Raw genomic sequence first — 25,015 nt, forward strand, 5'->3', positions numbered from 1 at the left:
CCCTCGCGGGTGCCGCGAAGGTGCGCGAACGTCTGCCTCTTCCATCCGGACTGTAACCGTTGGCCTCGGAGTTCCACCGAGTCAGCCTGCGCTTGAGCGCAGGGTCGCGGGCTTGCGCGGGCTTCTCGCCCCACCGGGCATGCCGCCCGGAACGCTTACCGCCAGTGAGGATTTCCACCTCGCCCTGAAACAGAATTCACAGGCAGCATTGTAGGCATTGACGCGCCCGCGCGCAACCCCTAAGGCTATCGAGCGCTCCTATCGCTTATCGGAGCTCGTGAGGAAAAGAGAAAAAGAGAAAGGGAAAAAGGGAAAGGGAAAGGGAAACGCCTCCCGATAAGCTCGCTTGGAAGAAAGCAGGAAAAGACCCCCTCCCATGCTGCGGGACATATGCTCGCTGGCACGCCATCTCCCAAATTGGGCAAATAACGCCGATTTGGACAGGTTTTCGGCAGATGCAGGAAAAGCACATCGCCCTGACCTGGTATTTTACAATTCACAAAGAGGCGCTGCGTTGGAAAATCTGTCCAAATCGGCATTATTTGTCACTTTTGAAAAGGGGCATTGAACAATTGGCAACTTCACCAAGGCGGGAATCCCGCAACGGCTGATTGTTACCCATAGAAAACTTTTGCGGGCAGGAAAGTAGGCCATTTGGGCGATTACGGCACGGGGGCGCCTCGCCTATCGTAGTTGTCGTGGAGAGGAGACTCGTTTCGCGAAGCAAGCCGTCGCCGAGGGGAACACGGCTGGCGCCAAGCACCGATGCGCACCCCACGCAAGGTTGTTTCGCGAAGCGGATCGTCTTCGTAACGAGAAGAGAATTGGAGACACCATGGTCAACCCGAAGAACCACCCCGCTCGCCCCGTGCTTGGCAGCCTCGCCCGCAAGACCGGCTCGGTCGCCCTGGCAGCGGCCTTGTCGCTCAGCATGATTCCCTCGCTCGCCTTCGCGGAAGGCGACGGCGCAACCGAGGGAAGCGAGTCTGTCGAGCAAATCGCGCAGGGCGGCGATCCGAAGGACGAGAAGGCGGCGGGCGGCGAGCTGGCCGAAACGACCGCGCCGACGACGGACGACACGCGAACAGTCGACAAGAAAACCGAAAGCTCGCAGAGCACCGGGCAGGACGCCACGCAGGGCAGCAAAGCGGACGACAGCGCAAAGCCCGAACCCGAGAAAACCACTGGGGGCAGCGCCAGCGCGAGCCCCAAAACCGAAGAGGCAACGCCTCAGGACACCACCACCGAGACTGGCACGCGCCCCTCTATGCCCGTCGGAAAGCCCTTCTACGCCGAGGGCGCCTTCACGGTAACCGGTCTGCCGCCCCAGGCGCCCGCGGACAAGGTGGCGCAGGCGTTCGAGAAAACGGTGACCGTCACCAACAACGGGAGCGCCGATGCCCCCTACACCGTCAAATTCTCCCTTTCCGAGATGGGCAAGGAGATGGGGGCTCGCATCGAGGGAGCCCAGGAAGTCCCCGGCGAGACCGGCTCGTACCAGATCGACGCGGCCCATTTCGCCGGCTCTCCCATCAGCTTCAAGGTGGCCGCCATGGGGGCAACGGCCGACGTCTCGCTTTCCATCAACCCCGCTACCATGTCCCCCAACCCGCCCACCGCATCGGTGGACAAGTCGGGACTCCAGGGAATGCTGACGGCGGCGAAAAACATGGAGCAAGGGCAGAAGCCCGATAAGGCTTGGAAGGCGCTGCAGGACGCCATCGCGGCCGCCCAGGCCGTAATCGACAACGAGAGCGCGACCGAAGCCGAGGTCGGCCAAGCCGCCGCCTCGCTCGGCGCGGCGCTCAAAGCCTTCAACGCGAGCGAAGACGTAAAGCCCTCGACCCCCGGCACCGAGAATCCGGGCGGTTCCGACACCCAAAAGCCCGGCGCCGCCGAAGAAGGCGCCGTGAAAACTCCCGGCGGGTTTATGCTCGTCAAAGACAAGGCCTACGAAGTGACCGCCAGCACCACAAGCTCCATGATCACGGGGATGAATCTTCTCTCCAAAGAGGCAACGGTGGCCTGGAATGGCACGGCCTATGTAGTGACCATCGGCTTTCAGGGCAACGCCGCATCGGCACTGAAGTCGTTTAGCTACAACGGCAAGACCGCTCAGGCCCTCGGCAACAATCGCTTCAGCTTCGAGACCTCGAACATCACCAAGCCCATGACGCTCGCGTTCTCGCTGGGCTCTCCGGCCCCCGAAATGACCGTCGAGGGCGACGTGGTGCTGGACACCAGCAAACTGCCCACCGCCTCCGGCCAACCGATCGAGTCGGAGAAGCCCAAAGACGACAACAAGAAGGACGAGGGCACGAACAATTCCAACAACTCCAACAAGACGGACAACTCTGCCTCCAACGCCAAGGCGGCCAAGTTCCAAGTGGGGCACACCTATCGCGTGCCGATCAAGTTCACCAAGGAGAACGGCAGCGAAACCTCCATGGCGGCCAAGTACTTCGGCGGCACGGCCATCGTGCGCCCGAAATCCAACGGCACCTTCGATGTCACCTTCGCGGCCACAAGCGACGGTTTGCAGTACATCACCTCGCTGAAGTACAAGGGCAAGAACCTCTCCCGCTCGGGCGACCAGTTCACCGTGAACATCCCGGCCGTCGATCGCGACACCACCGTGCCCATCGAGATGGACATCACCATGCTGAAGTCCATGGGCATCACCGACCCGGTCACCTCCGATCTGCACCTGTACCTGAGCCGCGCCGAGGATTTGGGCACGAACGCCAGCGGCACCAAGGCGTCCTCGAGCCCCGCTCTGGCCCAGACCGGCGACGAGCAGAACGCCACGGGCCTTATCACCCTGGCGGCCCTGGCGGCGGGCGCCGTCGTGGTGGCGGGACGCCGTCGCTTCGAGGACCTCTCCGAGTAACCCTCCGCTTAACCCCGGGCGCGCCTGTTCGGCAGGCGCGCCTTCGCTGTTTCGAAAGGAGCCCTTATGCAGAACATCTCATCCCGCCGCGCTTTCCGCCTCGCGGCTTTTGCTCTGGCCGCTGCGCTGGTGTGCGCCCTGGCCCTGGTCGGCCTTCAACCCTCCCCTGCCTTCGCGGTTGTCTCCTCGGTCAAGACGGCCGAGGTCGCACCGAGCTACCCCAACCCCATCACGGGAGAGATCGAAGATCCCGGCGACCCGAACATGGTGGCCATGGCCGAATCCATGATGGAGGGCGTAACCTTCCCCTACGCCCTAGTTGAGACCGACGTGGACGGCAACGTCTTCGTGTCGCTGCGCTTCAACTTGGCCGACCAGGAAAACGGCGTGACCATGGAGGCTTCCACCGATGGCGCCGAGTACGTGGCCGCACCGGGCGAGATGGTGGCGAGCAACGCCGAGGACAACACCGCCGACTGGCGCTTCCAGGTGCCGGCGGGCACCCAGTACCTGCGCAGCCATCTGGGCGTCATCCCCATCGAGCGCGAGGTCATCTACTTCCTCACGCTGGGCAATTCCATCGACGGCAACTCCGCCGGCTTCACCCAGACCGTGACTCCGGGCGAGGGTGCCGAAGATCCTGAGCCCGCTGCGACCGCCGCCGACGAGGCCGCCGCAAGCGAGGCGCCCGCAGCCGAGGCCGAGCCGGCCACAACCGACGACGCCGCCCCGGCAGCCGGCGAGAGCGCCGAGACGGGCATTGCGGAATACAACGCCGAGGGACGCGATGTGACCGGCGGCGTTGACGAGCAGCCCGGCCTTGAGGGCGGCACCATCGCGCTTGTGATCGCCATCATCGTGGCCGTGGCCGCTGTGGCCGGCATCGTCGTGTTCGTGGCCTATGTGCGCCCCAAGCGCGCCCGCCAGGCCGCTGCGGCAGCCGCTGCCGCCGGGACAACGACGCCGCGCCCGACCGAGGCTCCGGCTGCGCCGGCGAAAGCCGAGAGCGGCGCCGACTCCCCTGACGAGGACGCGAAGGGCGAGGATTCCCGTGCCTAGCGGAACCTTCCACACCCTGCTTGCCGAGGCCGGCCGCCGCGCAACGGCGCTCGGCCTTGCGGCGCTGCTGGCGGTCAGCGGCGCCCTTGTCGGCTGCGTCGACCAGCACCCCGAGCGCACCGGCGACGGTACAAACGCGCCGCGCATCATCGCCGCCTCCCCGGCCATCGCCGATTTGTGCGATCTTTTGCACCTCGATTTGGTGGCCGTCGCCTCCACGGCCAAGGACCTTCCCGAGCGCTATCAAGAACTGCCGCAGGTGGGCACGGCCATCGCGCCGGATTTGGAGGCCATCAAGGCCCTGCGTCCCGACGTGGTCGTCTCCCCCAAGTCGCTGTCCTACGACCTCAAGCCGAAGTACGCCGGCATCGCCGTGGGCGCTTTGTTCCTCGATTTGCGCAGCGTGGACGGCATGTACGACTCGCTCGCCTACCTCGGGCACCGCTTCAACCGCCAGGAAAGCGCCGACGCCCTTATCGCCGGCTACCGCTCGTTCATCGAGCAGTACCAGCGGTCCCACGAGGGGAAGGAGGGCCCGCGCGTGCTCATCCTCATGGGCGTGCCGGGCTCCTACATGGTGGCCACGCCGAACAGCTACGTAGGCAGCCTGGTGGAACAGGCGGGGGGCGTGAACGTCTACGCCGATTCCGAGGACGAGTTCGTGAACGTGAACACCGAGGACATGCAGGCCCGCGACCCCGACATCATCCTGCGGGCGGCCCACGCGCTGCCCGACGAGGTAACGGCCATGTTCGCCGAGGAATTCGCCACCAACGATATCTGGAAGCACTTCCGCGCCGTGCAGGAGGGCCACGTGTACGACCTTCCCCCCGAGCAGTTCGGCATGAGCGCCACCATGGCCTACCCCGAAGCGCTCGAGATCCTGGACGGGATGCTCTACGGCGCGACAACCGACAACGAGGAGGCCTAGCATGGTGAGCACTCCGCGCAAGGTCGCGGCCTTCATCATTACCCTGCTGGCGCTGTTCGCCCTGGCGCTGATCGCCGTGAACACCGGCAGCTTGCAGGTAACCCCCGATCAGCTTTTCCGCGGCTTGTTCGTCGCTTTTGACGAAGACGTCTCGGTCGTCTACGACCTGCGCTTCCCGCGCATCATCGTGGCCATGGTGGGCGGTGCGGCCATGGCCGTATCGGGCGTGCTTCTGCAGGCGGCCATTCGCAACCCGCTGGCCGACCCGGGCATTATCGGCATCAACGCCGGCGCATCGCTTGTAGCGGTGGTGGTAACGGCGTTCTTCCCCGCGCTTCTGTTCTTCACCCCGGCTTTGGCCTTTGCCGGCGGCATGCTGGCGTTTCTCATCGTGTACAGCCTCTCGTGGCGCGGCGGGCTCTCGCCTTTGCGCGTCATTTTGGTGGGCGTGGCCGTGGGCACCATGTTCTCGGGCCTTATTGCGGCGTTCAGCTCCACAGGCGGCGCCATCTCCTCTACGGTGGCGAGCCTGGTGGACGCGAATATCACCATGAAAACCTGGGCCGACGTGCAGACTATCTCGCTTTACACGGCCGTGGGCCTTATTCTGGCGCTTCTGGCCGCACGCCGCTGCGACATGCTGGCCCTCGAGGACAAAACGGCCCGCTCGCTTGGCGTGGAGGTGAACGCGAGCCGCATGGGCGTCTCGGCAGTGGCGGTGCTTCTGGCCTCCATCTCCACGGCCATCATCGGCCCCATCAGCTTTCTCGGGCTTATCGTGCCCCACATCGCCCGCATTCTCGTGGGCACCTCCCACCGCACGCTCATCGCGTACTCCATCGTGCTGGGCGCCCTGTTCCTTCTGGCCGCCGACACCATCGGGCGCACTGTTGCCGCCCCCTACGAGATCAGCGCGGCGGTCATCATGTCCATCGTGGGAGGACCGGTGTTCATTCTGCTTTTGAGGAAGGCGCGTGCGACCTATGGCGAGTAACATCTTCACCATCGACCGAGTAAGCTTTTCCTATGGGGATGCGCCTCTGTTCTCCGACTTCTCGCTGACGCTGCCCGAGGGGAAGGTGACGACGCTCATCGGAGCGAATGGCTCGGGGAAATCGACGCTGTTCGACCTCATGACGAAGAACCTGAAGCCGCGCTCCGGCAGCATCTTTCTGCGCGGCGGCGACGTGGCCGCCCTTCGCCTGCGCGATTTCGCGAAGCTCGTGGCCATTGTGCACCAGCGCAACATCGCCCCGGCCGACCTCTCTGTGGAGAAGCTCGTGAGCTACGGACGGTTCCCCTATCGCACGTTTGGGCACGCGGGCAACGGCGAGGAAGACGAGGCCATGGTGAACTGGGCGCTTTCCGTCTGCGAGCTGGATGGCTGCCGGCACCAGTCGGTCTCGTCGCTTTCCGGCGGCCAGGCCCAGCGCGTGTGGATCGCCCTCGCGCTGGCCCAGGGTTCGAAGGTGCTGCTTCTAGACGAACCGACGACCTACCTGGACGTGCGCTACCAGCTGGACATCCTGCGCCTCGTGCGGCGCCTGAACGAGGAGTTCGCCATGACCGTGATCATGGTGCTGCACGATATCAACCAGGCGCTGCACTACTCTGATGAAGTGGTGGCTCTCGAGGGCGGACGCCTGATAGCCCAGGGAGCTCCCACCGATATCGTCAGCGAGGAGCTGCTTGCCGAGGTTTACGGCATTCCCCTGCGCGTGGTGGAGGTGGACGGCAAGCCCTTCGTGCTGGAGGTATAGCTGCTTTCGAAAGGGCGCCTGCTTCACGCTTGGGAGTAGGCGCTCTTTTGTTTTGCCGGGACAGTGCGTCTGCTAGACAAGCTCGCGGGCAAAGCGCTGGGTGGCGTCAGCGAGGAGTTTCTCACGCGAGACACCGGCGCCAACGCGGGCCCACGGGGCGTCGCGGGTGATGACGGCCAGATCGTCGGCGGTGTAGAGGAAGACGCCGTCGATGGAGGCGACCTTGCGATCGACGAGCGCGCCATCGCGGCTGCCGTCGACGATGAGCATGGGGCGGCCGCGGCGCAGGCGGGCCACGCCCTTCATGAGGCGGCGATCGATGGCGATGCCCGGCACCGCGCTGCCCACAATCGCGATATCGGCGTTGCCCATCACCACCGACAGGCCCTCCGGCGCGGCCGTGCGCGCGCCGAGCAGGCGGGCGCGCTCGTTCTGCTCGTCGGTTCCCAAGAAGACGAAATCGTCCACCCCGGCGCGGGCGAAGGCGTCGCCCAGGGCGTCGGAAAGGCGACTCGAGCCCACCGCGAGCACGCAGCGGCGTTCGAGATGGCCGAAGACGCGACTCGCCAATTCCACTGCCGTCTCAGCCAAGGCTGCAGCGGTAGCTCCCGTACTTTCCGCCGCTAACGTGCCGGCCAAGGTGTTGGCAGCGTTGGCAAGCCGAGAAAGCCCCTCGCCCAAACAACCCGCCGAGCGCGCTTCTGCCACGGCATGGGCAAGAGAAGTCGAGAGCCCATCGGCGAATGATGAGCCCGACGCCCCCGATGCGGAAATCCCCTCTTCCGCGCGCAATCCGCTTTTTGCACCGGCGAATTCATCGAGTTCGCAGAGAGCAGCAAACAGGTGCGAGGCAGCATCGAGCCCTTCCGCGAAGTAAAGCGAACCTCCCACGTCGAGGGAGGCCGACGTTCCGCCGAACAGGCCGACAGCGATATCATAGGCATCGCAGCCCTCTTCAGCTACGGCATACAACTCTATGCGCCCTTCGTCGGCTACGAGCAGTCCTTCGGTCAGGCCGCGTCGCGCCGCCACGTCGGCCAGCAAGGCCCGGCGCGCACTGACGTCGGTCACCAGATGGCTGGCAGGCAGAAAGACCGGGCGTCGGGGGTTTATGCCGGCAACAAAGAGGGCCATGGCCTACCCCGCCGACACCGCGACGAGCAGTACCATAACCACCAGGCCCGCAATGGCAAGTCCGTCACGCACCTTCGCCGAGGCGACCCAGGGCGCGAGGAACGACAGCCCGTTGAACACCGACCAGACAACCGTGGTGACCAGCGAAAGGGCCACGCGCGGCACAAGGTAGGACAAGTTGCCCTGACAGCCCGTACCGGCCATGGCGGCATAGAGCGCCACCAGATGCGTGAAGCCGATGAGCATGGCCGCAACGAGCACGACCAGGCCCACAAGGCCCGCCAAACGCGAGATGCGGCTCAGGGTGTCGAGAGCCGGCGTATCGAGCTCGAGCACCTTGGCGCTGCGGGCCGCCATGAGGCGGCGCTGGTACAAATCGAGCCCGGCCGAGGCGGCGGACGTGGCAAAGCAGGCCAGCGCGATGAACACGAGCACGATGTGAGGCACGAGCAGCGGCCAGTTGTAGTAGGCGAGGTTGTCGGCCGTGGTCGGATCGAGGATGCGCAGCCACTGGGCGATGAGGATGAGCAGTGCCACCACCGGGGCCGCCATAGCCGCAAACGCCACCCCGCGCTTCGTGACGACCAGCCCCACGGCGGTCACCACCGCCAGCACCCAGGACGCGAGCATCACGATGTTGGGGCCCGACAGCAGCGTGCCCGACGTGCTCACCGACTCCATGCCGATAACGGCGGAGTGCAGGGCCACCGCGGCCAAGTAGACGCCCTTGGCCGCCCGGGCCGCCACGCAGTGGTCGCGCCGCAGGCCATAGGCGCCCAAGGCGCTCGCCGCGCCATAGAGCAGAATGCAGATTATTTCGAAAACGAACAGAACCATTGACGCACTTTCTACCCAGCTTACCGCTTTATTCTACGCAAGAGCTACCGCTTCCCCATCGCCCATTCAGCCTATATCCGCTCGCAAAGGACTGAGGGGCCAATCGCCCCTCAGCGAGCAAGGCCGACTCTCTCAGCGACGGCAGAGGAGGCCCGTCTCGAAGCCGTAGGCCACCAAGGCGGCACGGTTAGCGCGGCCGGACTTGGTGGTCATATGCGACAGATGCGCCTTCACCGTCTGCTCCGAGAGCGTGAGGCGGCTCGCAATCTCCTTATTCGAAAGACCGCCGGCAATGTAGTAGAGAATCTGCTGCTCACGCAAGGTGAACGCAGACTCGGGATCGGCGACAAAAAGCATCTGCGTAACCTTTCTCATGGGTCGCGCCGTCGAAAGCTCAAGAAAAGAACGGCGCCCCGAACCCCGAGGCGCCGTCGTCGTGTGGCTTTAGGCGAAGTCGTACAGATCCTTCGCGGCCTCCTGGAAGTCGGCGTAGGCCTCAGCCGCGATGGCCTCGTCGGTCACCAGCTCGAAGGCGGCAGGCTGGCCGTCCTCGTCGAGCTCGGTCACCTCGAGCAGCACCACCTCGCCTGAAGACGTGGCCGGATGATCCTCATCCACCGGGAAGAAGAACCCGTAGGAGCGGTCGCCCTTCAGCACCAGTCCGAGGAACTCTAGATCGACGGTATCGCCCTTCTCATCGGCGAACGTAAGCGTAATGCCCTCCTCCGTCGGCGGGCAGAAATTAGGAGCAGACCCTTCACGAACCATAAACTTCCCTTTCATGCGCACAATGGCAATGGAGGCGCGGGGCAGGGGGCGTGCCTCCGCGCGGAGTTCCGCAGCGAACGAAGCAGAACTTAATGTCCTGTTTCGCCGAGCGAGGACCGTCTGAGCACGGAGGTATGCCCCCTGGCCCGTGCCGGACGGTCCGAATGAGCGACTGAGCAGTACCCCGTGGCCCGACCCGGAAGAGCTACTGCGCCCTTCCGTGGCGATGCTTCTTTTTCTTGTTGCTCACCGGCTTCGGCTTCGGCGCCGCCGCCACCGCCTCAGCGGTAACGTCGCCTCCCTGCTCCGCCACAAAAGCCTCGGCGCGCGCATTGGCCTCAAGGCGCGCCAGCGGCACCTGGGCGATGCCCGTAGAGGCGGAGTGGTCGAACTCGAAGAGGCCGATCTCTTTGCCGTACTTCTTCTGCAGCTTCGCGAACTTCGGCTCGCGGGTCTTCCACATGCAGTAGAGCGGGCAGGCGATGGCGATGGACGAGTAGGAGCCGGCGATAAGGCCGATGGCCATGGCGAAGGCAAAGTCCTTCAACGTCTCGCCGCCGAACAGCAGCATGGCGAACACCGGGATGAACGAGGTGAGCGTGGTGTTGATGGTGCGGATGAACACCTGGTTCATGGAGTGGTTGGCCATGGTCATGAAGGTGCAGCGGATGTCCTCGCCCTTCATGTTGTCGTTGATGCGGTGGAACACGACCACGGTGTCGTAGAGCGAGTAGCCGAGAATCGTGAGCAGAGCGGCAATGGTGTTCGGGTTCACCTCACGGCCCACCAGCGCGTAGATGCCCACCACCAGGATAAGGTCGTGGAACAGCGCGACGATGGCCATAACGCCCATCTTGTACTCGAAGCGGATGGCGATGTAGATGATGATGAGCAGGATGGACACCAGAAACGCGATGAGCGAGCTTTGGATGACGCTCGCGCCCCAGTCGGGTCCGATGGTGGTGACCTCGAAGTCGCTTGAGGTCATGCCGAGGGCGGCGGCCACCTCGTTGGCGTGGGCCGTGGCGTCCTCGGCCGAGGTGGTGGTGGTGCGCACGAGGAAGCCGGGCTCGCCGTTAGTCTCGGTGGTCTGGATGACGGCGTCGGGCTCGCCGGCTTCGTTGAAGGCATCGCGCATCTGCTCGGTGGTGATGTCGCCGGTGCCGTGGAAGGCCACCGACGTGCCGCCCACGAATTCGATGCCGAAGTTCAGGCCGCGCAGGCCCACAACGGCCAGGCAGGCCACCATGGCCACGGCGGCCACGGTGAGGAACACCTTGCGATAGCCGAGGAAGTTGATGTCGTGCTTGATGAAGCGGCCGCGGATCTTGCGCACAGCAGCCACGGCACGGGAGCCCTCGGCGCCCTCGTCCTCAGCGATGACGCGGGTCTCGGCGGCGTTCATCTGGGCCGCGGTCTCGGCCTCAGAGGTGGGCACGCCCTCGGCGGCGGCCAGCTCGGCGTAGCCGCGCGAGGCCTCAATGGAGTCCTTGATGCCCCAGAAGCCGGGGTTCTTCGCGATGACCTTCGGCGCAAGCAGGCGGATGAGCGGCGCCTTGAAGATGAGCATCATGGCAATGTCGCAGATGATGCCGAGCGCCAGTGTCATACCGAAGCCCTTGACGGAAGCCGCGGCAAGGAAGAACAGGCAGAGCGCCGACACCATGGTAACCAGGTCAGCGTCGATCGAGGTGAAGATGGCGTGCTTCACACCGGTGATGGAGGCGGCCTTCACGCTGCGACCCATGCGAATTTCCTCGCGGAAGCGCTCCACGGTGAGGATGGAGGAGTCCGCTGCCATGCCGATAGTTAGCACGATGCCGGCAATGCCCGCCAGCGACAGGCTGAACAGATGGAAGGCGGAAAGAGCCGCCAGGATGCCCAGGTAGAGCACGGCGAACACGGCCATAGCCGCCGCCGTGATAAGGCCCAGGCCCTTATAGAAGAACAGCAGGTACAGCATAACGAGCGCCAGGCCGATGAGCGCCACAACAACGCCGGAAACGAGCGCGTCCTGGCCGAGGGTGGGGCCGACGACCTGAGACTGGGCGTATTCGAAGGACACGGGCAGCGAGCCGGACTCCAGGATGGTCTGGAGGTTTTTGGCCTCGTCCAGCGTATAGCCACCGGTGATGGACACCTCGCCGTTGGGAATCTCGGACTGCACGGCCGGCGCGGACTGCACTTCGCCGTCCAGGATGATGACGATCTGCCCATGGTCGGCCACCAGATCGCGCGAGGCCTCGGCGAAGGCCTTGGCTCCCTGGGAGTTCAGCGTGATGTTCACCGCGTAATCGATGCTGCCCTCGGAAGCGCGCCCGATAGAGACGTTGGTGATATCGGCACCGGTGACGATGGGCGTGTACGTGCCGGGCTTCACCTCGAGGTTCTGGGTGCGGCCCGACGGGAAGGCGTTGCCGAACTCGTCGGTAACGGTGCCCTCGCCAGCATACTGGCCGCTTTCGATGGCGCTCTTCACCTCTTCGTCGGTGAAGGAATCCAGACGAGCAAACTCCAGCGAACCGGTGCGGCCGATGGTGGCGAGCGCCTCTTCGGTATCGGCCAGACCCGGAATCTGCACGAGAATCTGGTCGGCACCCTGCTCCTGCACCGTAGCCTCGGAAGCACCGAGCGCGTTCACGCGGCTCTCGATGATGGCGCGGGACTTCTCCATATCCTCAGGGGTGACCGGCTGGCCGTCGGTGGATTTCGCCGTAAGCACAACGGACAGGCCGCCCTGAATATCGAGGCCCTGGTTGATCTTCTCGTTGGGCGGGGTGAACAGCACCGCCGAGACGACGATAAGCAGGGTGGTAAGGATGAGCAGCCAGACGTTGCGGCGGTCGGCCGTGCGCGCCGGCTTTTTCTTGACGTTGCGTTCCAATGCCATGGGGCTTCAGACTCCTTGCGCAGGTTCTTCGATTTCCAACTTTCCCCTCGGTGCGGGCCTCCCCGATTCCGCCCCGAGTTCAACTTGCCTATTGTGCCACAAAAGACCAAGCGTAACCAGCTTTTTTCCAGCACGTGCACCCATTAGGCAGAAAGCCCCTCCCCTGCCCTCCATTTGTCGAAAGTCGGAAGAAATTCAAAAAATGGCTTGGAAATCACGATTCTTTGACCTTGCAAGGCTCGAAATCGAACTATCGCCTCGCCTCCCAAAGCATTTCCCCAGGTCACGTTTTCTCCGCAGGAGACCGGAGTGCGATTTTGGTCAAAGAATCGTGATTTCCAAGCCACTTTTCATACCCCGAGGCTGTGATGCCGCTTGATAAGGGACAGCGTTTCGGCCGCCGCCTCGCTGCGCTAGCGCAAAGAGCCCCCGACTCACTCTTCGCAAAGGCGAGCTTTTATCGAATTGTGACCATTTCACTACCTGCAGCGTTATCTTTATGAAGGCGAAAAATGTTGCGAAGATGCCGGTGAAACGCTTTACCATGGGCGCTATGCGTCTATTTACTTATGGCATAACATCATTTTCTCATTGGGTTACGACGCCCTTCGCACCCAGCGACGGCGATCGCGTGAATGCCAAATCCATGCTCGACTGCGAGCCGACCGCCGAATCGCTCGCCCATCTCGAGCGCCTCTTCCCCCATCTTCCTCGCCCGTTTCACCTATCCGCCGCGACACAGCAGAGAAAGCCCGTCGAAGGCGCCGTGAAGCATCTCTGCATCAAGCGACCCGCGGGGAAGGCGTTTTGCCGCATCGGCAGCGGAGTCTACGCCGCGAGTCCCGAGCTGTGCTTCGTGCAGTTAGCCACACAGCTTTCGTTTCACGAGCTGATTCGCGCGGGCAACGCCCTGTGCGGTAGCTTCTATCTGAGTCCAGCGAAAGACGGCCGGCTGGAGAAGCGAAAGCCGTTGACGACCAGGCGGCGCATCGAGGCGTTTGTGCGGGCAAACCCAGGACTTACCGGAGCAAAGAAGGCGCGCCGCGCCGTACCGTGGATCGCTGACGGGGCCGCCTCGCCGCCCGAGGCGTTCCTCGCCATGGTGCTGGGGCTTCCGTTTCGCCATGGCGGATTCCAGGTAGCGGGATTCAAAGTGAACCAGCGCATCAAACCGACTCGAAAGGCGCGAGCCATCGCCGGCCGCGAGACGCTGGTGCCCGATCTGCTGCTGGAGAAAGCGCGTCTTGCCATCGAATACGACTCGACAGCCGAGCATGCGGCGGCCTTGCAGCTCACGCGCGACGCGCAAAAGCGGCTAGCCCTGGAGGCCGACCGCTACAAGGTTATTACCGTCACGACCAAGCAACTAGCAAGCCGAGCGGAAATGGAGCGCATCGCAAGACAGATTTACCGCTATACGGGACAACGATTCCGACCTCAAAGCCAATCTTTTGAGGGACAGCAGGCCCTGCTCTTTCGAATGGGCTGGTCGCTCGATGGCTATTGGAAGGCCTCCGCCGAGAAGGTCGATCGAAACGGTGTCGCCGCGCACATGAACTCTTTTGGCGCCTTTGCTGCGGGCATTGATTTAAGCGAACCCCACCGGGTCGAATGTAGTTATGACAGCTGGGGTAGCGCCTGGTAAGATAAATGCTGCGAAACGGCAGGCGATTTTGCCTTGGCGCGCAGAAAGCACAGCGATGCTGGATGCGCAGGGCATAACGGAGGGAAGCCCAGCGATGGCGAAAGACGTAGAAGTAGACAAGGCAACAGCAGCGTCGACGAATGAAACGCGTGGTGGCAGGAACAACTTGCGGCCCGCGGAACACATCGAACACGGCATTCCGCCCGTGTTCGACGAACGCTCCGAAGTGCTGGTACTGGGCACGATGCCCTCTCCCGCGTCACGCGAGGCGGCGTTCTTCTACGGACATCCGCGCAACCGATTCTGGCCGGTGCTCGCCGCCCTGTTCGACGAACCCGTGCCCGAGGACAACGCCGAGCGAACCGATTTGCTTTTGCGCCATCACATCGCATTGTGGGACGTGCTGGCGTCCTGCGATATACGCGGGGCCTCTGATGCGTCCATCTCCAACGAGCAGCCGAACGACCTCATGCGCGTGATAGGCGCAGCACCCATACGACGTGTGTTTTGCACGGGGGCGACGTCGGCGCGCCTCTATCGCAAGCTGTGCGAGGCAACGTGCGGTATGCCCGCCGAGCAGCTTCCCTCCACGAGCCCCGCAAACGCCGCTTGGTCGCTTCCGCGACTCATTGAGGCGTATCGGCCGCTGGCCCAGACGGTCAGGGCCTTCAACCCGCCCGCGCTGAATGTTCCGGACGTAGTGGCACTCGAGCAGGCCATTGCCGCCGCGGGCACGTCGCTCGCGACGCTCATGCGCCGCGCGGGCCGTTTTCTCGCGTACGAGGCGAAGAAGCTGCTCGGCGATGCGTCTGGCCCCGTGGTCATTCTATGCGGAAGCGGCAACAACGGCGGGGACGGCTGGGTGGCGGGTGAATACCTCGATCGCTGGGGCGTGCCGGCGCGCATCGTCTCGCTGCTCGCGCCCGAGGACCTCGTTGCCGAGCCGGCGCGCACCGAGGCGCTTCGTGCGTCGGCGGCGCTGAGCGACCGTAGCTCGGTGGTGATTGCGCCGCGCTTGGAGGAGCTGGAAGCGCTGCTCGCCGAATCGCCGCTGGCCATAGATGCGCTGTTGGGCACAGGCTTTGCGCGTAGCGAGGTGCGCGCACCACTCGACGGGTGGATTCGTGCCTTGAATGCGGCCCGCAGCTGCGAAACGACGGTGGTCGCCGCCGATGTCCCCAGCGGGATGTCCGCCCAGACTGGTGCCGTGGCAGCCGATGCCGTGCACGCTGACCTGACCGTCACCATGATTGTTCCCAAGCCGGGCTTGGTCGCGCCGCAGTCCGCACCCTTCTGCGGGCACGTCAAGGTCGCGCCGCTCGCCTACATTGAGCCGCTGCTCTGAAGGCTTTCGCAAGTGGTCTTTTGAGGGCTTTTACCAGTAGTCCTTTGCGGGCTTTCGCTAGCAATCGACAGCAGCCCGCACCAACTCGATGCCCCAGAGAATCTCGCGCTGACTGCTGAAAAGTGGCTTGAAAATCACGATTCTTTGACCAGTTTCACTTGCCGTGCGCTTTATTTCGAAATGCGACCTGGGGAAATGCGGAAAACGCAACGCAAACGAACCCCCTCAGTGCCTATTCGGGTCAAAGAATCGCACTTTCCAAGCCACTTTTTGGTTTTGGCCCGAAAGCAGCCCTGGAATTGTGGAGCATGGAAACAAGAAGCTGAGCCGGAACGCGTCGGGGGGCGCTCTACGCTACCAACTTGTGGCGAAGCGCTTGCCAGCAGTGAGATGCTTGCCTGCGGCTAGACGCATGCCGGCAAACGCGGAGCAAGGGCGCAAGGGCAGCCGGGGGAAGAGCGAGACGCCGTCGAACGAGAGCGCAAGGGTAACCGGGAGAAGAGAGACGCCGCCGGACGAGGGGTGGCGTCTCGGCAAAATCATCTAGCGCAAGAACATGGCGTCGCCGAAGGAGAGCAGACGGTAGCGCTCGGCGATGGCGTGCTCGTAGGCGGCCAGGATGTTCTCGCGGGAGCTGAAGGCGGACACGAGCATCATGAGCGTCGAGCGCGGCACATGGAAGTTGGTGATGAGCGCATCCACCACGCGGAAGGTGTAGCCCGGCAAGATATAGAGGCTCGTGGCTTCGCGGTCCCGGGCGACAAGGGCGCCGCGGCCGCCGTCGGCCGCCGGGTCCCAGGCGCTTTCCAGACTGCGCACGCTGGTGGTGCCCACGGCGATGACGCGCCCGCCCGCGGCATGAGTCGCTTTCACGGCGTCCACCGTGGCCTGGGGCACCGTGTAGAACTCCGTGTGGATGACGTGCTTTTCCGGGTCGTCCTCGTCCACCACGCGGAAGGTGTCCAGGCCCACTTCCAGTTCCACCGTGGCCCAGCCAACGCCCTGCTCGCGCAAGCGCTCGATGAGCTCCGGGGTGAAGTGCAGACCCGCCGTGGGCGCCGCCGCAGAGCTCTCGCGGCGCGAGTACACCGTTTGGTACAGCTCCTCGTCGCCGGCGTAATCGCGAATGTAGGGGGGCAGCGGCGTGTGGCCCACCGCGTGCAGCGCCTCGTCCAGCGACGGCAGCGGCGTGGAAAGCCGTGCCACGCGCTCGCCGCGCTGGCCATCGCGCGCCCAGTCGATGATCTCGGCGGAAAGCACCACCGCACCGGCGGCATCCGTGAAATCCACCACCGCGCCCGACCCCGGCTTCAAACGCTTCCCCGGCCGCACGAGCACCTCCCAAAACGCCACCCGGTTCGTTCGCGGCTCGGGCCCGCCGCATTCGCGCAGCAAAAACACCTCAGCCGCGCCGCCGGTGCCTCGCTTGGCCCCCAGCAAGCGCGCCGGCATGACCCGCGTTTCATTAGCCACGAGCAAATCGCCGGGCCGCAGGTAGTCTGCGATGTCCCGGAAGATCCGATCCTCCACTTCCCCACTTTCGCGATCCATCACCAGCATCCGGCACTCATCGCGCACGGCAGCCGGCTCTTGGGCAATGAGCTCCTCGGGCAAGTTGTAGTCGAAATCATCCGTTCTCATGGAAAAGTCTCCTTCGCAAGTAAGTGAGCGCTATACTACCATGACCTTCTTAAGACATGCTTCGTCGGCTGCGGAAGGGGTGCGCGCAGACCTCTGATCGCCCCGCGGAGAACGCGACGTTTAAGAATCAGCTTCCACTTCAGCAGCAGCGATTCCGGGATAGTACCAACTCGCGTGCATCATCTTCGCTGATTCCTTTGTCGCGTTCGCAGCGGGAAACGCGATCAGCGGTCTGCGCGCACCCCTTCCGCAGCCGACGCCGACGACTAAGGACTGCAAGATGGCCCTCTTCGATTGCACCTGCGACGCGACCAGCGGGCACGCCCGCGCGCTCACCTACACCACCGCCCACGGCGACTTCCACACCCCCATGTTCATGCCCGTGGGAACCTCCGCCACGGTGAAGGGCGTCACCACGCCCCAACTGCGCGAACTGGGCAGCCAGGTGGTGCTCGCGAACACCTACCACCTCGCCATGCGACCCGGAGCGGAGCTCGTGGCCGAGGCCGGCGGCATCCACCGCTTCATGAACTACGACGGCCCCATGCTCACCGACTCCGGCGGCTTCCAGGTGTTCAGCCTGGCCGACACGGTGAAGCTCTCTGATGACGGCGTCACGTTCAAGTCCATCTACGACGGCAGCAACATCCATTGGACGCCCGAGGAGAACATGCGCATCCAGGAGCTCATCGGCGCCGACATCGCCATGCAGCTGGACCAGTGCGCCCCCTACCCCGCCACCCGCGAGTTCGTGGCGCGGGCCGTGGACTACTCCAGCGCCTGGGCGCGCCGCTGCCTGGCGGCGCACACGCGGCCCGACCAGACGCTCTTCGGCATCGTGCAGGGCGGCATGCATCTGGATCTGCGTTTGGAAAGCGTGCGGCGCCTTCGCGAGATAGAGGGCGAGTCGCTCGCCGCGGGTGGGAGGCGCTTCGGCGGCTTCGGCATCGGCGGCTATTCGGTGGGCGAGGACCACAAGGTGATGTTCGAAACGCTCGGCGAGGTGGCTCGGGCCTGTCCCGAGGATCGGCCGCGCTACCTCATGGGCGTGGGCAATCCGACGACCCTTGTGCGCGCCGTGCGCGAGGGCGTGGACATGTTCGACTGCGTGCTTCCCACCCGCACCGCCCGCATGGGCACGGCGTTTTCCAGCACGGGCCGCATGAACATGCGCAACGCCAAGTACGCTCGCGACTTCACGCCGCTCGACCCCACCTGCGACTGCCCCACCTGCACAAACTACACGCGCGCCTACCTGCGCCATCTGGTAAAGCAAAACGAGATGCTGGGGGCCATCCTGCTTTCGGTGCACAACCTGTACTTCCTGTTAGACCTCATGCGCCGCGCACGCGAGGCCGTGCTGGCCGATGCCTACGAGGAGTTCTACGCCCGGTGGATGGAAAGCGACGCCGCCGCCGATTACTAGAGGCGCTACCGCCCCAGCACGCTAGCGCCTCGTAGGGTCGCCCTCCCAAGCAAGACTGCCCCGCGCGCAGCAAGGGGCGACTGGGGTCACCCCCTACGAGAAGGGAGACGCGCAACAACGACCGGCGTTATTGAACCTGCGTCAGTAGCATAGCGGAAGCCATCCGTGGTGGCGGGTTTTCGAACTTCTGATTACAGCTTGTAAACAAGTGGCTACGAAACGGAAACGGGGCAGCCTTGCTGACCAGCGGTTTTCCACCGTGCCCTTACACTGTGAAGCAGCATAGACATGCGGCCGGGCCCGGGATGAGGAGAGAGGCGCGGACGCTCGCAAGAGAAGAGATCGGGAAAGGACGCACCATGACCGCAGAGTTGGCAGAAAAGCTTCGCCCCTTCGGCATCGACTACGTAGACGCCATGGACCGCTTCGGCGACAACGCCGATTTGTACGAGCGCCTGGCGCTGAAATATCTGGATGACGGGCACCTGGTGGCGCTGCAGGCCGCCATGGAGGCCAAGGACTTCTCCGAGGGCTACAGCCAGGCCCACGCGCTGAAGGGCGTGGCCGGCAACCTCTCGTTCAAGGATCTGTACGAGTGCGCGACCCTCGCCTCCGACGCCCTGTACGCTGGCGAGTACGACGCCGCCGAGAAGCACCTCCCCGAGGTAGAGCGCGCCCACCAGCTGGTAATCGAAGGCCTGGAAGCCTGGCGCGACAACACCCTGTAAGCGCCCGGCATAACCTTCCGCACGCGAAAGCCCCCGGCGATGGTGAAGTCGCCGGGGGCTTTTTCTAGTTGTCCTTGAAGCCCGCCTGGTCTACGCGGCCCGCGTAGTCGCGCGGGGAGCGGGCGTTGGTGGCGGCGCCGAGCTCCTCGTCGCTCGCCTGGGGCTCGGGGACCTCCGCAGACTCATCAGCGGGGTCGAGGCCCGCATCGACCCGCTGCATCATGGTGCGCCACTCATCGTACATAGTGCCGACGTAGCTGATGCCGTTCTGGCCGAACGAGTAGCTCGGGCACGCCGCCGAATACACCGTAAGCCCCGAATCTTTCAGAGCCAGCGCCGCATCGGCCAGCTCGGCCACGGTGTAGTCGGTGGTCACGCAGGAGGCGAGCGAGCCTACCAGCGAGGGCATCTCGGTCGGCGGGGCGGCGAGCACCTCATCGGCGATGGCCTTGATGATGGTGCGCTGGGCGGCGGCGCGGCTAAAATCGCCCGAAGAGACCGCATGGCGCTCGCGGGCGAAGGCGAGGGCCTGCTCCCCGTTGAGCGTCTGCTCGCCAGTGGCAAGCGTGATGCCGCTCGTGTCGGAGGTGAAGCCCTCGGGCACGTTCACCGTAACACCGCCGAGACGGTCCACCAGTTCCACCAGCTGCTCGAAGCGCAGTTCCACGTAATGGGTGATGGGCACGCCGGCAAAGGCCGACAGCGACCGCACGGCGCCAGCCGGGCCGCCGAAGGCCAAGGCGGCGTTGATCTTCTGGGTGCCGTGGCCGTCGATTTCCACCATCATGTCGCGGGGAACCGAGATGAGATGCACGGTGCCCTCCTCGGTATCGATGCGGGCGAGCATGGTGACGTCGGAGCGCGCAATGGTCTCGTGGGGCCGGGCGTCGCAGCCGAGAATGGCCACGTAGTAGGCAGATGACTCCGGTTCGGCAGACTCGGCAGCAGCGCTATCGGCGCTGGCGGCCCGCTTCGGCTTCGGGGGCTGCAGCGCCTCGGCCAGCTCGTCTTGCTGCTCAGCATCCATGCCGCCGGTAAGAGCCAGGTCAATCGTGTGCACATACAGCGCCGCGGCGCACCCGAGGGAAAGCGCGGCCACCACCGCGCCAATCGCTACCGCGAGCGCGATCTTCTTCCGCGTCCACTGCACAGGGACATAGCCCTGCGCCCCTTCTGCAACGCCCTCTTCCACTCCCCCAGCCAGCACCTCTTTCATGGGGACGTCCTACAGCTCGATACGCTCGAACAGGTCGCGGCCGGCGCCGCAGATGGGACACATATAGCCCTCGGGCAGCCCTTCGGGGTAGCCCTCCTCGATGTAGCCGCAAATAGTGCAGCGCCAGGCGATCTTCTTGCCGGCGGCCGGCTCCCCCGCCGCCGTTTCGGTCACGCCCGCAGGCGAGGCCTCGTCGCCCCCGTTGTATGTGGCGGCCTTCGGCGGCGTCTTGCCGCCCTTCACGGCGTGGTAGTAGGCATAGGTGAGCGGGTCGCCCGCATCCAGCACCTCGGCCTCTTCCACAACGCCCACGAACAGGTAGTGGCTGCCCACGTCAACGGTCTCGGTGACGGCCACAGAAAAACGCGCCAGACCGTGCTCGGTCACATAGGGCACCTCGGCACCGTCGGTCTCCGTCGTGCAGGCCTCGAACTTGTCGATATCGGTGGAGGTATGGAAGCCGAACGTGCCGACAAGCTCCATGGGCGCCGTCTGCGCCAGCACCGTGGCGGCAAAGCGCCCCGACTCGCGGATGGCGCCGGTGGTGGCGTTCTCCTTGTTCAGCGACACCGCCAGCGTGGCCGGCTCGCTCGCCACCTGCGTAAGCGTGTTCACCACGCACCCGCAGCGGCTCTCCCCCGCCTTGGCCGTAATGAGGTAAAGCCCCGAAGAAAGCGTCCGAAACGCCTTGCGATCGATCATAGCTGAGTCCTTTCTGAGCGCCCGAGGACATTGGAAACGTTCACGAGCTTGATTATACTTCTCGCATGTGCCCAATCGCCCGAGGAGGCCCATGCGTAACTCAAACATCGAACTTCTGCGCATCGTGAGCATGATGCTTATCGCCATGTTCCACTTCAGCGTGCACGGCAGCTGGCCCGAGGGCGGCCCGCTTGCCTCGGACACGGCCGTGGAGATGCTCAGCTTCGGCGGCAAGCTCGGCGTGAACTGCTTCGTGCTCATCACGGGGTACTTCATGGTGCACAGCTATCTGAAGGTGCAGTCGCTTCTGCGCGTGGTGCTGCAGACGTGGTTCTACTCGTTTGCCATTCTCGCCATCTTCGCCGTGGCGCAGCCCGACCTCATCACGCCCGAGCGCCTGCGCAAGGCCGTGACGCCCATCACCTCGGGCGAGTACTGGTTCATCACCTGCTACCTGGCGCTTATGGTGGTAAGCCCGTTTCTGAACGTGCTGTACCGCCACCTGAGCGACGAAGGCCGTCGACGCCTCATAATCGTGGGGTTCGTGGCGCTCTCGCTCATCCCCACCGTGGCCGCCCGCAACCCCATCGGCAGCGACCTGGTGTGGTTCTTCTACCTGTACCTGCTGGGCGGCTGGCTGCGCGACCGCCCGCTGTGGACGCGCCGCGGCAACGCCCTCGCTTTCGCGGGCGGCGTGCTGTTCGTCTGGGCGTCCATGGCCGTCATCGGCTGGGCGCAGCGCGCGCTGGGGTTCAGCTACATCGGCCCCGACTACTTCATATGGCAGTACATGGTGCCCACCTTCGCCGCATCGCTCGGCCTGTTCGGCCTGTTCGCCTCCTGGGAGCTGCCGCCCATCCGCTGGATCAACACCGCAGCGAAGGGCGCTCTGGGCGTCTACCTCATCCACGACAACCCCATCATGCGCGCCTGGCTCTGGCCCCATCTGGCGTGGGTGTACGCGCTGGGGCCAGCGGGGATTTTGGCTGTTGGAGTGGTGTCGGGAGCGGTCGTGTACGCAATCGGGGCCGCAATCGACCTTGCGAGAATTGCGCTGTTGGAAAAGCCGCTATTCGATTGGATTGGTCATCGCTTCAAAGGCGCATTCGCAGCGGCGAATCGTTGGATGGACCGCCTAGGGAAGACCGACAGCAACTAGGGCTTGCACACTGAGCAGGGGCCGTAACCCTGCGAGATTGCGTTCTTCTGCTGGATTGCAATCTTACTCTGGCTCAGGTAGCGACAGCCATTCGCGTGGTACTTTTCACCCGTGCTGGTGACATAAACCGTACGCGTCGATCCCGTGATGCTCTGCGAAACAGCCCCTGTTGTTTTATACGTGACAGGGTCGAAGTAGTAGCGCTGACCACCGATGGTTTGCCATCCGGTCCGCGCCTTGCCGTTAGCGTCGAAATAGCTCTTGGTCTTGCCATTGCTCCACGTCAGCCAACCCGTGTGCATCTGCGATGCACCGTTGAAGTAGTAGAACGACCCGCCGATCTTCTGGCCCCAACGCAGGCTCTTGCCGTTGGAAGGGTTGAAATAGTAGGTCTTGCCGCCTATCTTCTGGAAGCCCGTGCGGGCGCGCCCGTTGGAGTCGAAGTAGCTCTTGGACTTGTCGGCACTCCACGTGACCCAGCCGGCCTGCATCTGGGAGTTGCCGTTGAAGTAGTACCAGTAGCCGCCGATCTTCTGGGACCAGCGAAGGCTCTTGCCGGTGGACGGGCTGAAGTAGTAAGTCTTGCCGCCGATCTTCTGGAAGCCCGTGCGGGCGCGGCCGTTGGAGTCGAAGTAGCTTTTGGACTTGTCGTTGCTCCAGGTCACCCAACCGGTCTGCATCTGCGAGTTGCCGTTGAAGTAGTACCAGTAGCCGCCGATCTTCTGGGACCAGCGCAGGCTCCTGCCGGTGGACGGGCTGAAGTAGTAGGTCTTCCCGCCTATCATCTGGAAGCCCGTGCGGGCCTTGCCGTCGGCGTTGAAGTAGCTCTTGGACTTGTCGTTGTTCCACGTGACCCAGCCGGTCTGCATCTGGGATGCGCCATTGAAGTAGTACCAGCTGCCGCCGATCTTCTGGCCCCAGCGAAGGCTCCTGCCGTTGGAGGGATTGAAGTAGTAGCGCTTCCCGCCGATGGTCTGCCAGCCCGTGCGGGCGCGGCCGTTGGCGTCGAAGTAGCTCTTCGTGCCGTCGTTGCTCCACGTCACCCAGCCGGTCTGCATCTGGGACGCGCCGTTGAAGTAGTACCAATAGCCGCCAATCTTCTGCAACCACTTCACTGCTCGGCAGTCACTTCCGTAGTAATAAGTCTTGCCATTGACGGTCTTCCAGGTGTTTTTCGGTCCCACCAGAACCGAGTTCGACACAATATCGTACCCAAGGCTTCGCTGGCCAGAATAGCCTCCCCTGCCCGTAATCGTCATCGAGGCTTTGCCGAGGTACACATTGTTTGCGTAGGATACATCGTAATCAACGCCCTTCTTCAGCGTCCGCCCGTTGTGCTTCACTACCACCGCGGGTTGAATCGCCGACCCCGTAAAGGCATAGGACCCACTTACGCCCGATACGGATATAACGCTGCTCGAGAGTGCGACTTTCGAAATCGTCCACTGATAGCTCCTCGAAGTACGGCTACCACTCATGTCCCACACATATCCAGGCGCCAACTCGACCTTTGCGGTATAGGTACCCGCGGCAGCAGCCTGACCCGTTCCCGAAATCACATAGTGCCCGAGCTTTGAAGGAGACACTCCCACCTTCGTCGAACCGTCATAGGAAAACGCGGTTGTCACCGTCGGCTCCTCTTTCGCGATTCGGTGCTCAACGCCGTCACTTGTCGTGTATGAGGCAACGGACACGACATACTCTCCCTTTTGGCAGCTCGCCTCGATCTTCGCAGAAGCGGCACCATCGTTGTACGTCCATACGCGTCGTGAAAGATCGTAGGCAACGAGACCATTGAGAATATCCTTGTACGCACCCGTTGCCCAACCTTGGGTCGGCCTCAGCGTAAAAGCACTAAGCCCCGCGTCCAAATTGCGCCGAATATCATCGGCCAGCGTATCCGACCACCGGGAAACTTCACCTGTCTTGATAAAGTAGTTATTCTCAAGCGAAACGGACTCCGCACCAGCATTGGGCTTATGGTCGGAATGGGCCAACGCCATAATGCTATCGTTTAATCCGAAGTACAGGTGCCGCAAGTCAACCTCGGAGTCGACATATCCCGGGTCGTCCCAAGTAGGATCAACCTGGTACCATTCGCCATCCATCTTCACGGCGTTCCACACGTGGCCGTTGCCGGTCACGCGTTTGTTTTCTATCCCGGCTTTCTTGAGAAGAAGCGCGTATCCGCTGTAGTACGACTCGCACGTTCCCAGCCCGCGCGGCGAGAGTGCGCCCTCGATGCCGCAATAAACAAAAGGGTTATCAATGGTGATATTGGCGCCGTTCATCACCTTGCCGTCGTAGCTGCAGTTGTCTATGACCCAATCATGAAGCCAAAGCGCCTTCTCGAAGTCCGTCTTGCAACCCGCCGCCTCGCATTGCTCAACAACACTTGCGGCAATCTCGTCCACAGAGGGATAGTCGGAATCCGATATCCGAATTTTCGCTTTAACGCGGGTCGTTTTGGCAGGAAGCGTCCCTTTGTCCATCACATGAAACGTCAGTTCATAAAGACCCGAGGCGTAGAAAGTAAAAGCCCGCTGATTTGAAGCGTGATAGCCCAGGATACGCGAGGGGTCTACAACCCAATTCCAACCGCCTTGGGTTTCAACATTGATGGAACTGATGTAGTACTCGTAGGTACCGCTGCCGCCACTACCCTGCATCGCGAACGTCGTGGGCCCCCCGCAGACCGGGTCATCCCACGTGACGGTAATTCCCAAGCCATTGCTGGTGGCGGAGACAGAATTGGACGGCGAAGCTCCTTGCTGATCGGCTGCAGGCGCAGCGAGTTGCTCCCCAGGGTCGACCGCAAAGGCCGAAGCCGGCAGAAACGTCATAATCAGCAGAGCAGATAAGAAGACGCTCCCAATGCGACGGA

At 63.5% G+C, this 25,015-nt stretch carries 19 protein-coding genes and 1 riboswitch; of the genes, 10 read left to right on the forward strand and 9 right to left on the reverse strand.

What is annotated here, in order from left to right:
- Positions 1 to 29: 29 nt before the first annotated feature.
- Positions 30 to 196, reverse strand: a riboswitch (FMN riboswitch).
- Positions 197 to 835: 639 nt separating this feature from the next.
- The 5 genes from VJ923_RS08865 (at position 836) to VJ923_RS08885 (ending at position 6,640) form a co-directional block, all read left to right on the forward strand.
- The gene (locus tag VJ923_RS08865) at positions 836 to 2,890 is read left to right on the forward strand and encodes an LPXTG cell wall anchor domain-containing protein (RefSeq protein ID WP_326440646.1); all 2,055 of its coding nucleotides are present in this window, start codon (positions 836 to 838) and stop codon (positions 2,888 to 2,890) included.
- Positions 2,891 to 2,956: 66 nt separating this feature from the next.
- A complete protein-coding gene (locus tag VJ923_RS08870; protein ID WP_326440648.1) occupies positions 2,957 to 3,949 on the forward strand; it encodes a heme-binding Shp domain-containing protein in 993 nt (330 codons plus the stop codon).
- Complete coding sequence (gene isdE, locus VJ923_RS08875) at positions 3,942 to 4,880, forward strand: heme ABC transporter substrate-binding protein IsdE (protein ID WP_326440650.1); 939 nt, start codon at positions 3,942 to 3,944, stop codon at positions 4,878 to 4,880. Before VJ923_RS08870 ends, isdE begins: the two co-directional genes overlap by 8 nt.
- Before the next feature lies 1 nt (position 4,881).
- Positions 4,882 to 5,874, forward strand: coding sequence for a FecCD family ABC transporter permease (locus VJ923_RS08880; RefSeq protein ID WP_326440652.1), 993 nt, complete (start codon positions 4,882 to 4,884; stop codon positions 5,872 to 5,874).
- Positions 5,864 to 6,640, forward strand: a complete 777-nt coding sequence (locus VJ923_RS08885) for an ABC transporter ATP-binding protein (RefSeq protein WP_326440654.1) — start codon at positions 5,864 to 5,866, stop codon at positions 6,638 to 6,640. Before VJ923_RS08880 ends, VJ923_RS08885 begins: the two co-directional genes overlap by 11 nt.
- A gap of 72 nt (positions 6,641 to 6,712) precedes the next feature.
- Here VJ923_RS08885 and VJ923_RS08890 read toward each other — a convergent pair whose 3' ends face one another.
- The 5 genes from VJ923_RS08890 to secD all read right to left on the reverse strand — a co-directional run bounded on the left by VJ923_RS08890 (position 6,713) and on the right by secD (position 12,269).
- Positions 6,713 to 7,774, reverse strand: coding sequence for a glutamyl-tRNA reductase (locus VJ923_RS08890; protein ID WP_326440656.1), 1,062 nt, complete (start codon positions 7,772 to 7,774; stop codon positions 6,713 to 6,715).
- A 3-nt stretch (positions 7,775 to 7,777) separates the two neighbouring features.
- A complete protein-coding gene (locus tag VJ923_RS08895; RefSeq protein ID WP_326440658.1) occupies positions 7,778 to 8,611 on the reverse strand; it encodes a hypothetical protein in 834 nt (277 codons plus the stop codon).
- Between the two features lie 132 nt (positions 8,612 to 8,743).
- The gene (locus VJ923_RS08900; protein ID WP_326440660.1) at positions 8,744 to 8,986 is read right to left on the reverse strand and encodes a response regulator transcription factor; all 243 of its coding nucleotides are present in this window, start codon (positions 8,984 to 8,986) and stop codon (positions 8,744 to 8,746) included.
- A 69-nt stretch (positions 8,987 to 9,055) separates the two neighbouring features.
- On the reverse strand, positions 9,056 to 9,379 hold the full coding sequence (locus tag VJ923_RS08905; protein WP_326440662.1) for a DUF1292 domain-containing protein: 324 nt from the start codon (positions 9,377 to 9,379) through the stop codon (positions 9,056 to 9,058).
- A 205-nt stretch (positions 9,380 to 9,584) separates the two neighbouring features.
- On the reverse strand, positions 9,585 to 12,269 hold the full coding sequence (gene secD / locus VJ923_RS08910; protein WP_326440664.1) for a protein translocase subunit SecD: 2,685 nt from the start codon (positions 12,267 to 12,269) through the stop codon (positions 9,585 to 9,587).
- 499 nt (positions 12,270 to 12,768) lie between these two features.
- On the opposite strand from secD, the gene VJ923_RS08915 reads away from it, so the two are divergent.
- A complete protein-coding gene (locus tag VJ923_RS08915) occupies positions 12,769 to 13,914 on the forward strand; it encodes a hypothetical protein (RefSeq protein WP_326440666.1) in 1,146 nt (381 codons plus the stop codon).
- 205 nt (positions 13,915 to 14,119) lie between these two features.
- A complete protein-coding gene (locus tag VJ923_RS08920) occupies positions 14,120 to 15,259 on the forward strand; it encodes a DNA-deoxyinosine glycosylase (RefSeq protein WP_326440668.1) in 1,140 nt (379 codons plus the stop codon).
- 543 nt (positions 15,260 to 15,802) lie between these two features.
- Here VJ923_RS08920 and queA read toward each other — a convergent pair.
- A complete protein-coding gene (gene queA, locus VJ923_RS08925; protein ID WP_326440669.1) occupies positions 15,803 to 16,900 on the reverse strand; it encodes a tRNA preQ1(34) S-adenosylmethionine ribosyltransferase-isomerase QueA in 1,098 nt (365 codons plus the stop codon).
- Positions 16,901 to 17,180: 280 nt separating this feature from the next.
- On the opposite strand from queA, the gene tgt reads away from it, so the two are divergent.
- Together tgt and VJ923_RS08935 are read left to right on the forward strand one after the other, a co-directional pair.
- A complete protein-coding gene (gene tgt, locus VJ923_RS08930) occupies positions 17,181 to 18,326 on the forward strand; it encodes a tRNA guanosine(34) transglycosylase Tgt (protein WP_326440671.1) in 1,146 nt (381 codons plus the stop codon).
- A gap of 359 nt (positions 18,327 to 18,685) precedes the next feature.
- Positions 18,686 to 19,054 carry an Hpt domain-containing protein gene (locus tag VJ923_RS08935; protein ID WP_326440673.1) on the forward strand — a complete coding sequence of 123 codons (369 nt, stop codon included), beginning with the start codon at positions 18,686 to 18,688 and terminating at the stop codon, positions 19,052 to 19,054.
- 64 nt (positions 19,055 to 19,118) lie between these two features.
- On the opposite strand, the gene VJ923_RS08940 is transcribed toward VJ923_RS08935, so the two are convergent.
- Together VJ923_RS08940 and VJ923_RS08945 are read right to left on the reverse strand one after the other, a co-directional pair.
- A complete protein-coding gene (locus tag VJ923_RS08940; RefSeq protein WP_326440675.1) occupies positions 19,119 to 20,270 on the reverse strand; it encodes an LCP family protein in 1,152 nt (383 codons plus the stop codon).
- A 9-nt stretch (positions 20,271 to 20,279) separates the two neighbouring features.
- Positions 20,280 to 20,972, reverse strand: coding sequence for a flavin reductase (locus tag VJ923_RS08945; RefSeq protein ID WP_326440676.1), 693 nt, complete (start codon positions 20,970 to 20,972; stop codon positions 20,280 to 20,282).
- 91 nt (positions 20,973 to 21,063) lie between these two features.
- Here VJ923_RS08945 and VJ923_RS08950 point away from each other — a divergent pair, with 91 nt between their 5' ends.
- Positions 21,064 to 22,131, forward strand: coding sequence for an acyltransferase (locus VJ923_RS08950; RefSeq protein ID WP_326440678.1), 1,068 nt, complete (start codon positions 21,064 to 21,066; stop codon positions 22,129 to 22,131).
- Here the strand turns inward: VJ923_RS08950 and VJ923_RS08955 are convergent.
- A complete protein-coding gene (locus VJ923_RS08955) occupies positions 22,128 to 24,857 on the reverse strand; it encodes a transglutaminase domain-containing protein (RefSeq protein WP_326440680.1) in 2,730 nt (909 codons plus the stop codon). The two genes, VJ923_RS08950 and VJ923_RS08955, sit on opposite strands and share 4 nt — an antisense overlap.
- Between the last annotated feature and the right edge of the window lie 158 nt (positions 24,858 to 25,015).

This window comes from Adlercreutzia shanghongiae, assembly GCF_035830635.1.
Lineage (GTDB): Bacteria > Actinomycetota > Coriobacteriia > Coriobacteriales > Eggerthellaceae > Adlercreutzia > Adlercreutzia shanghongiae.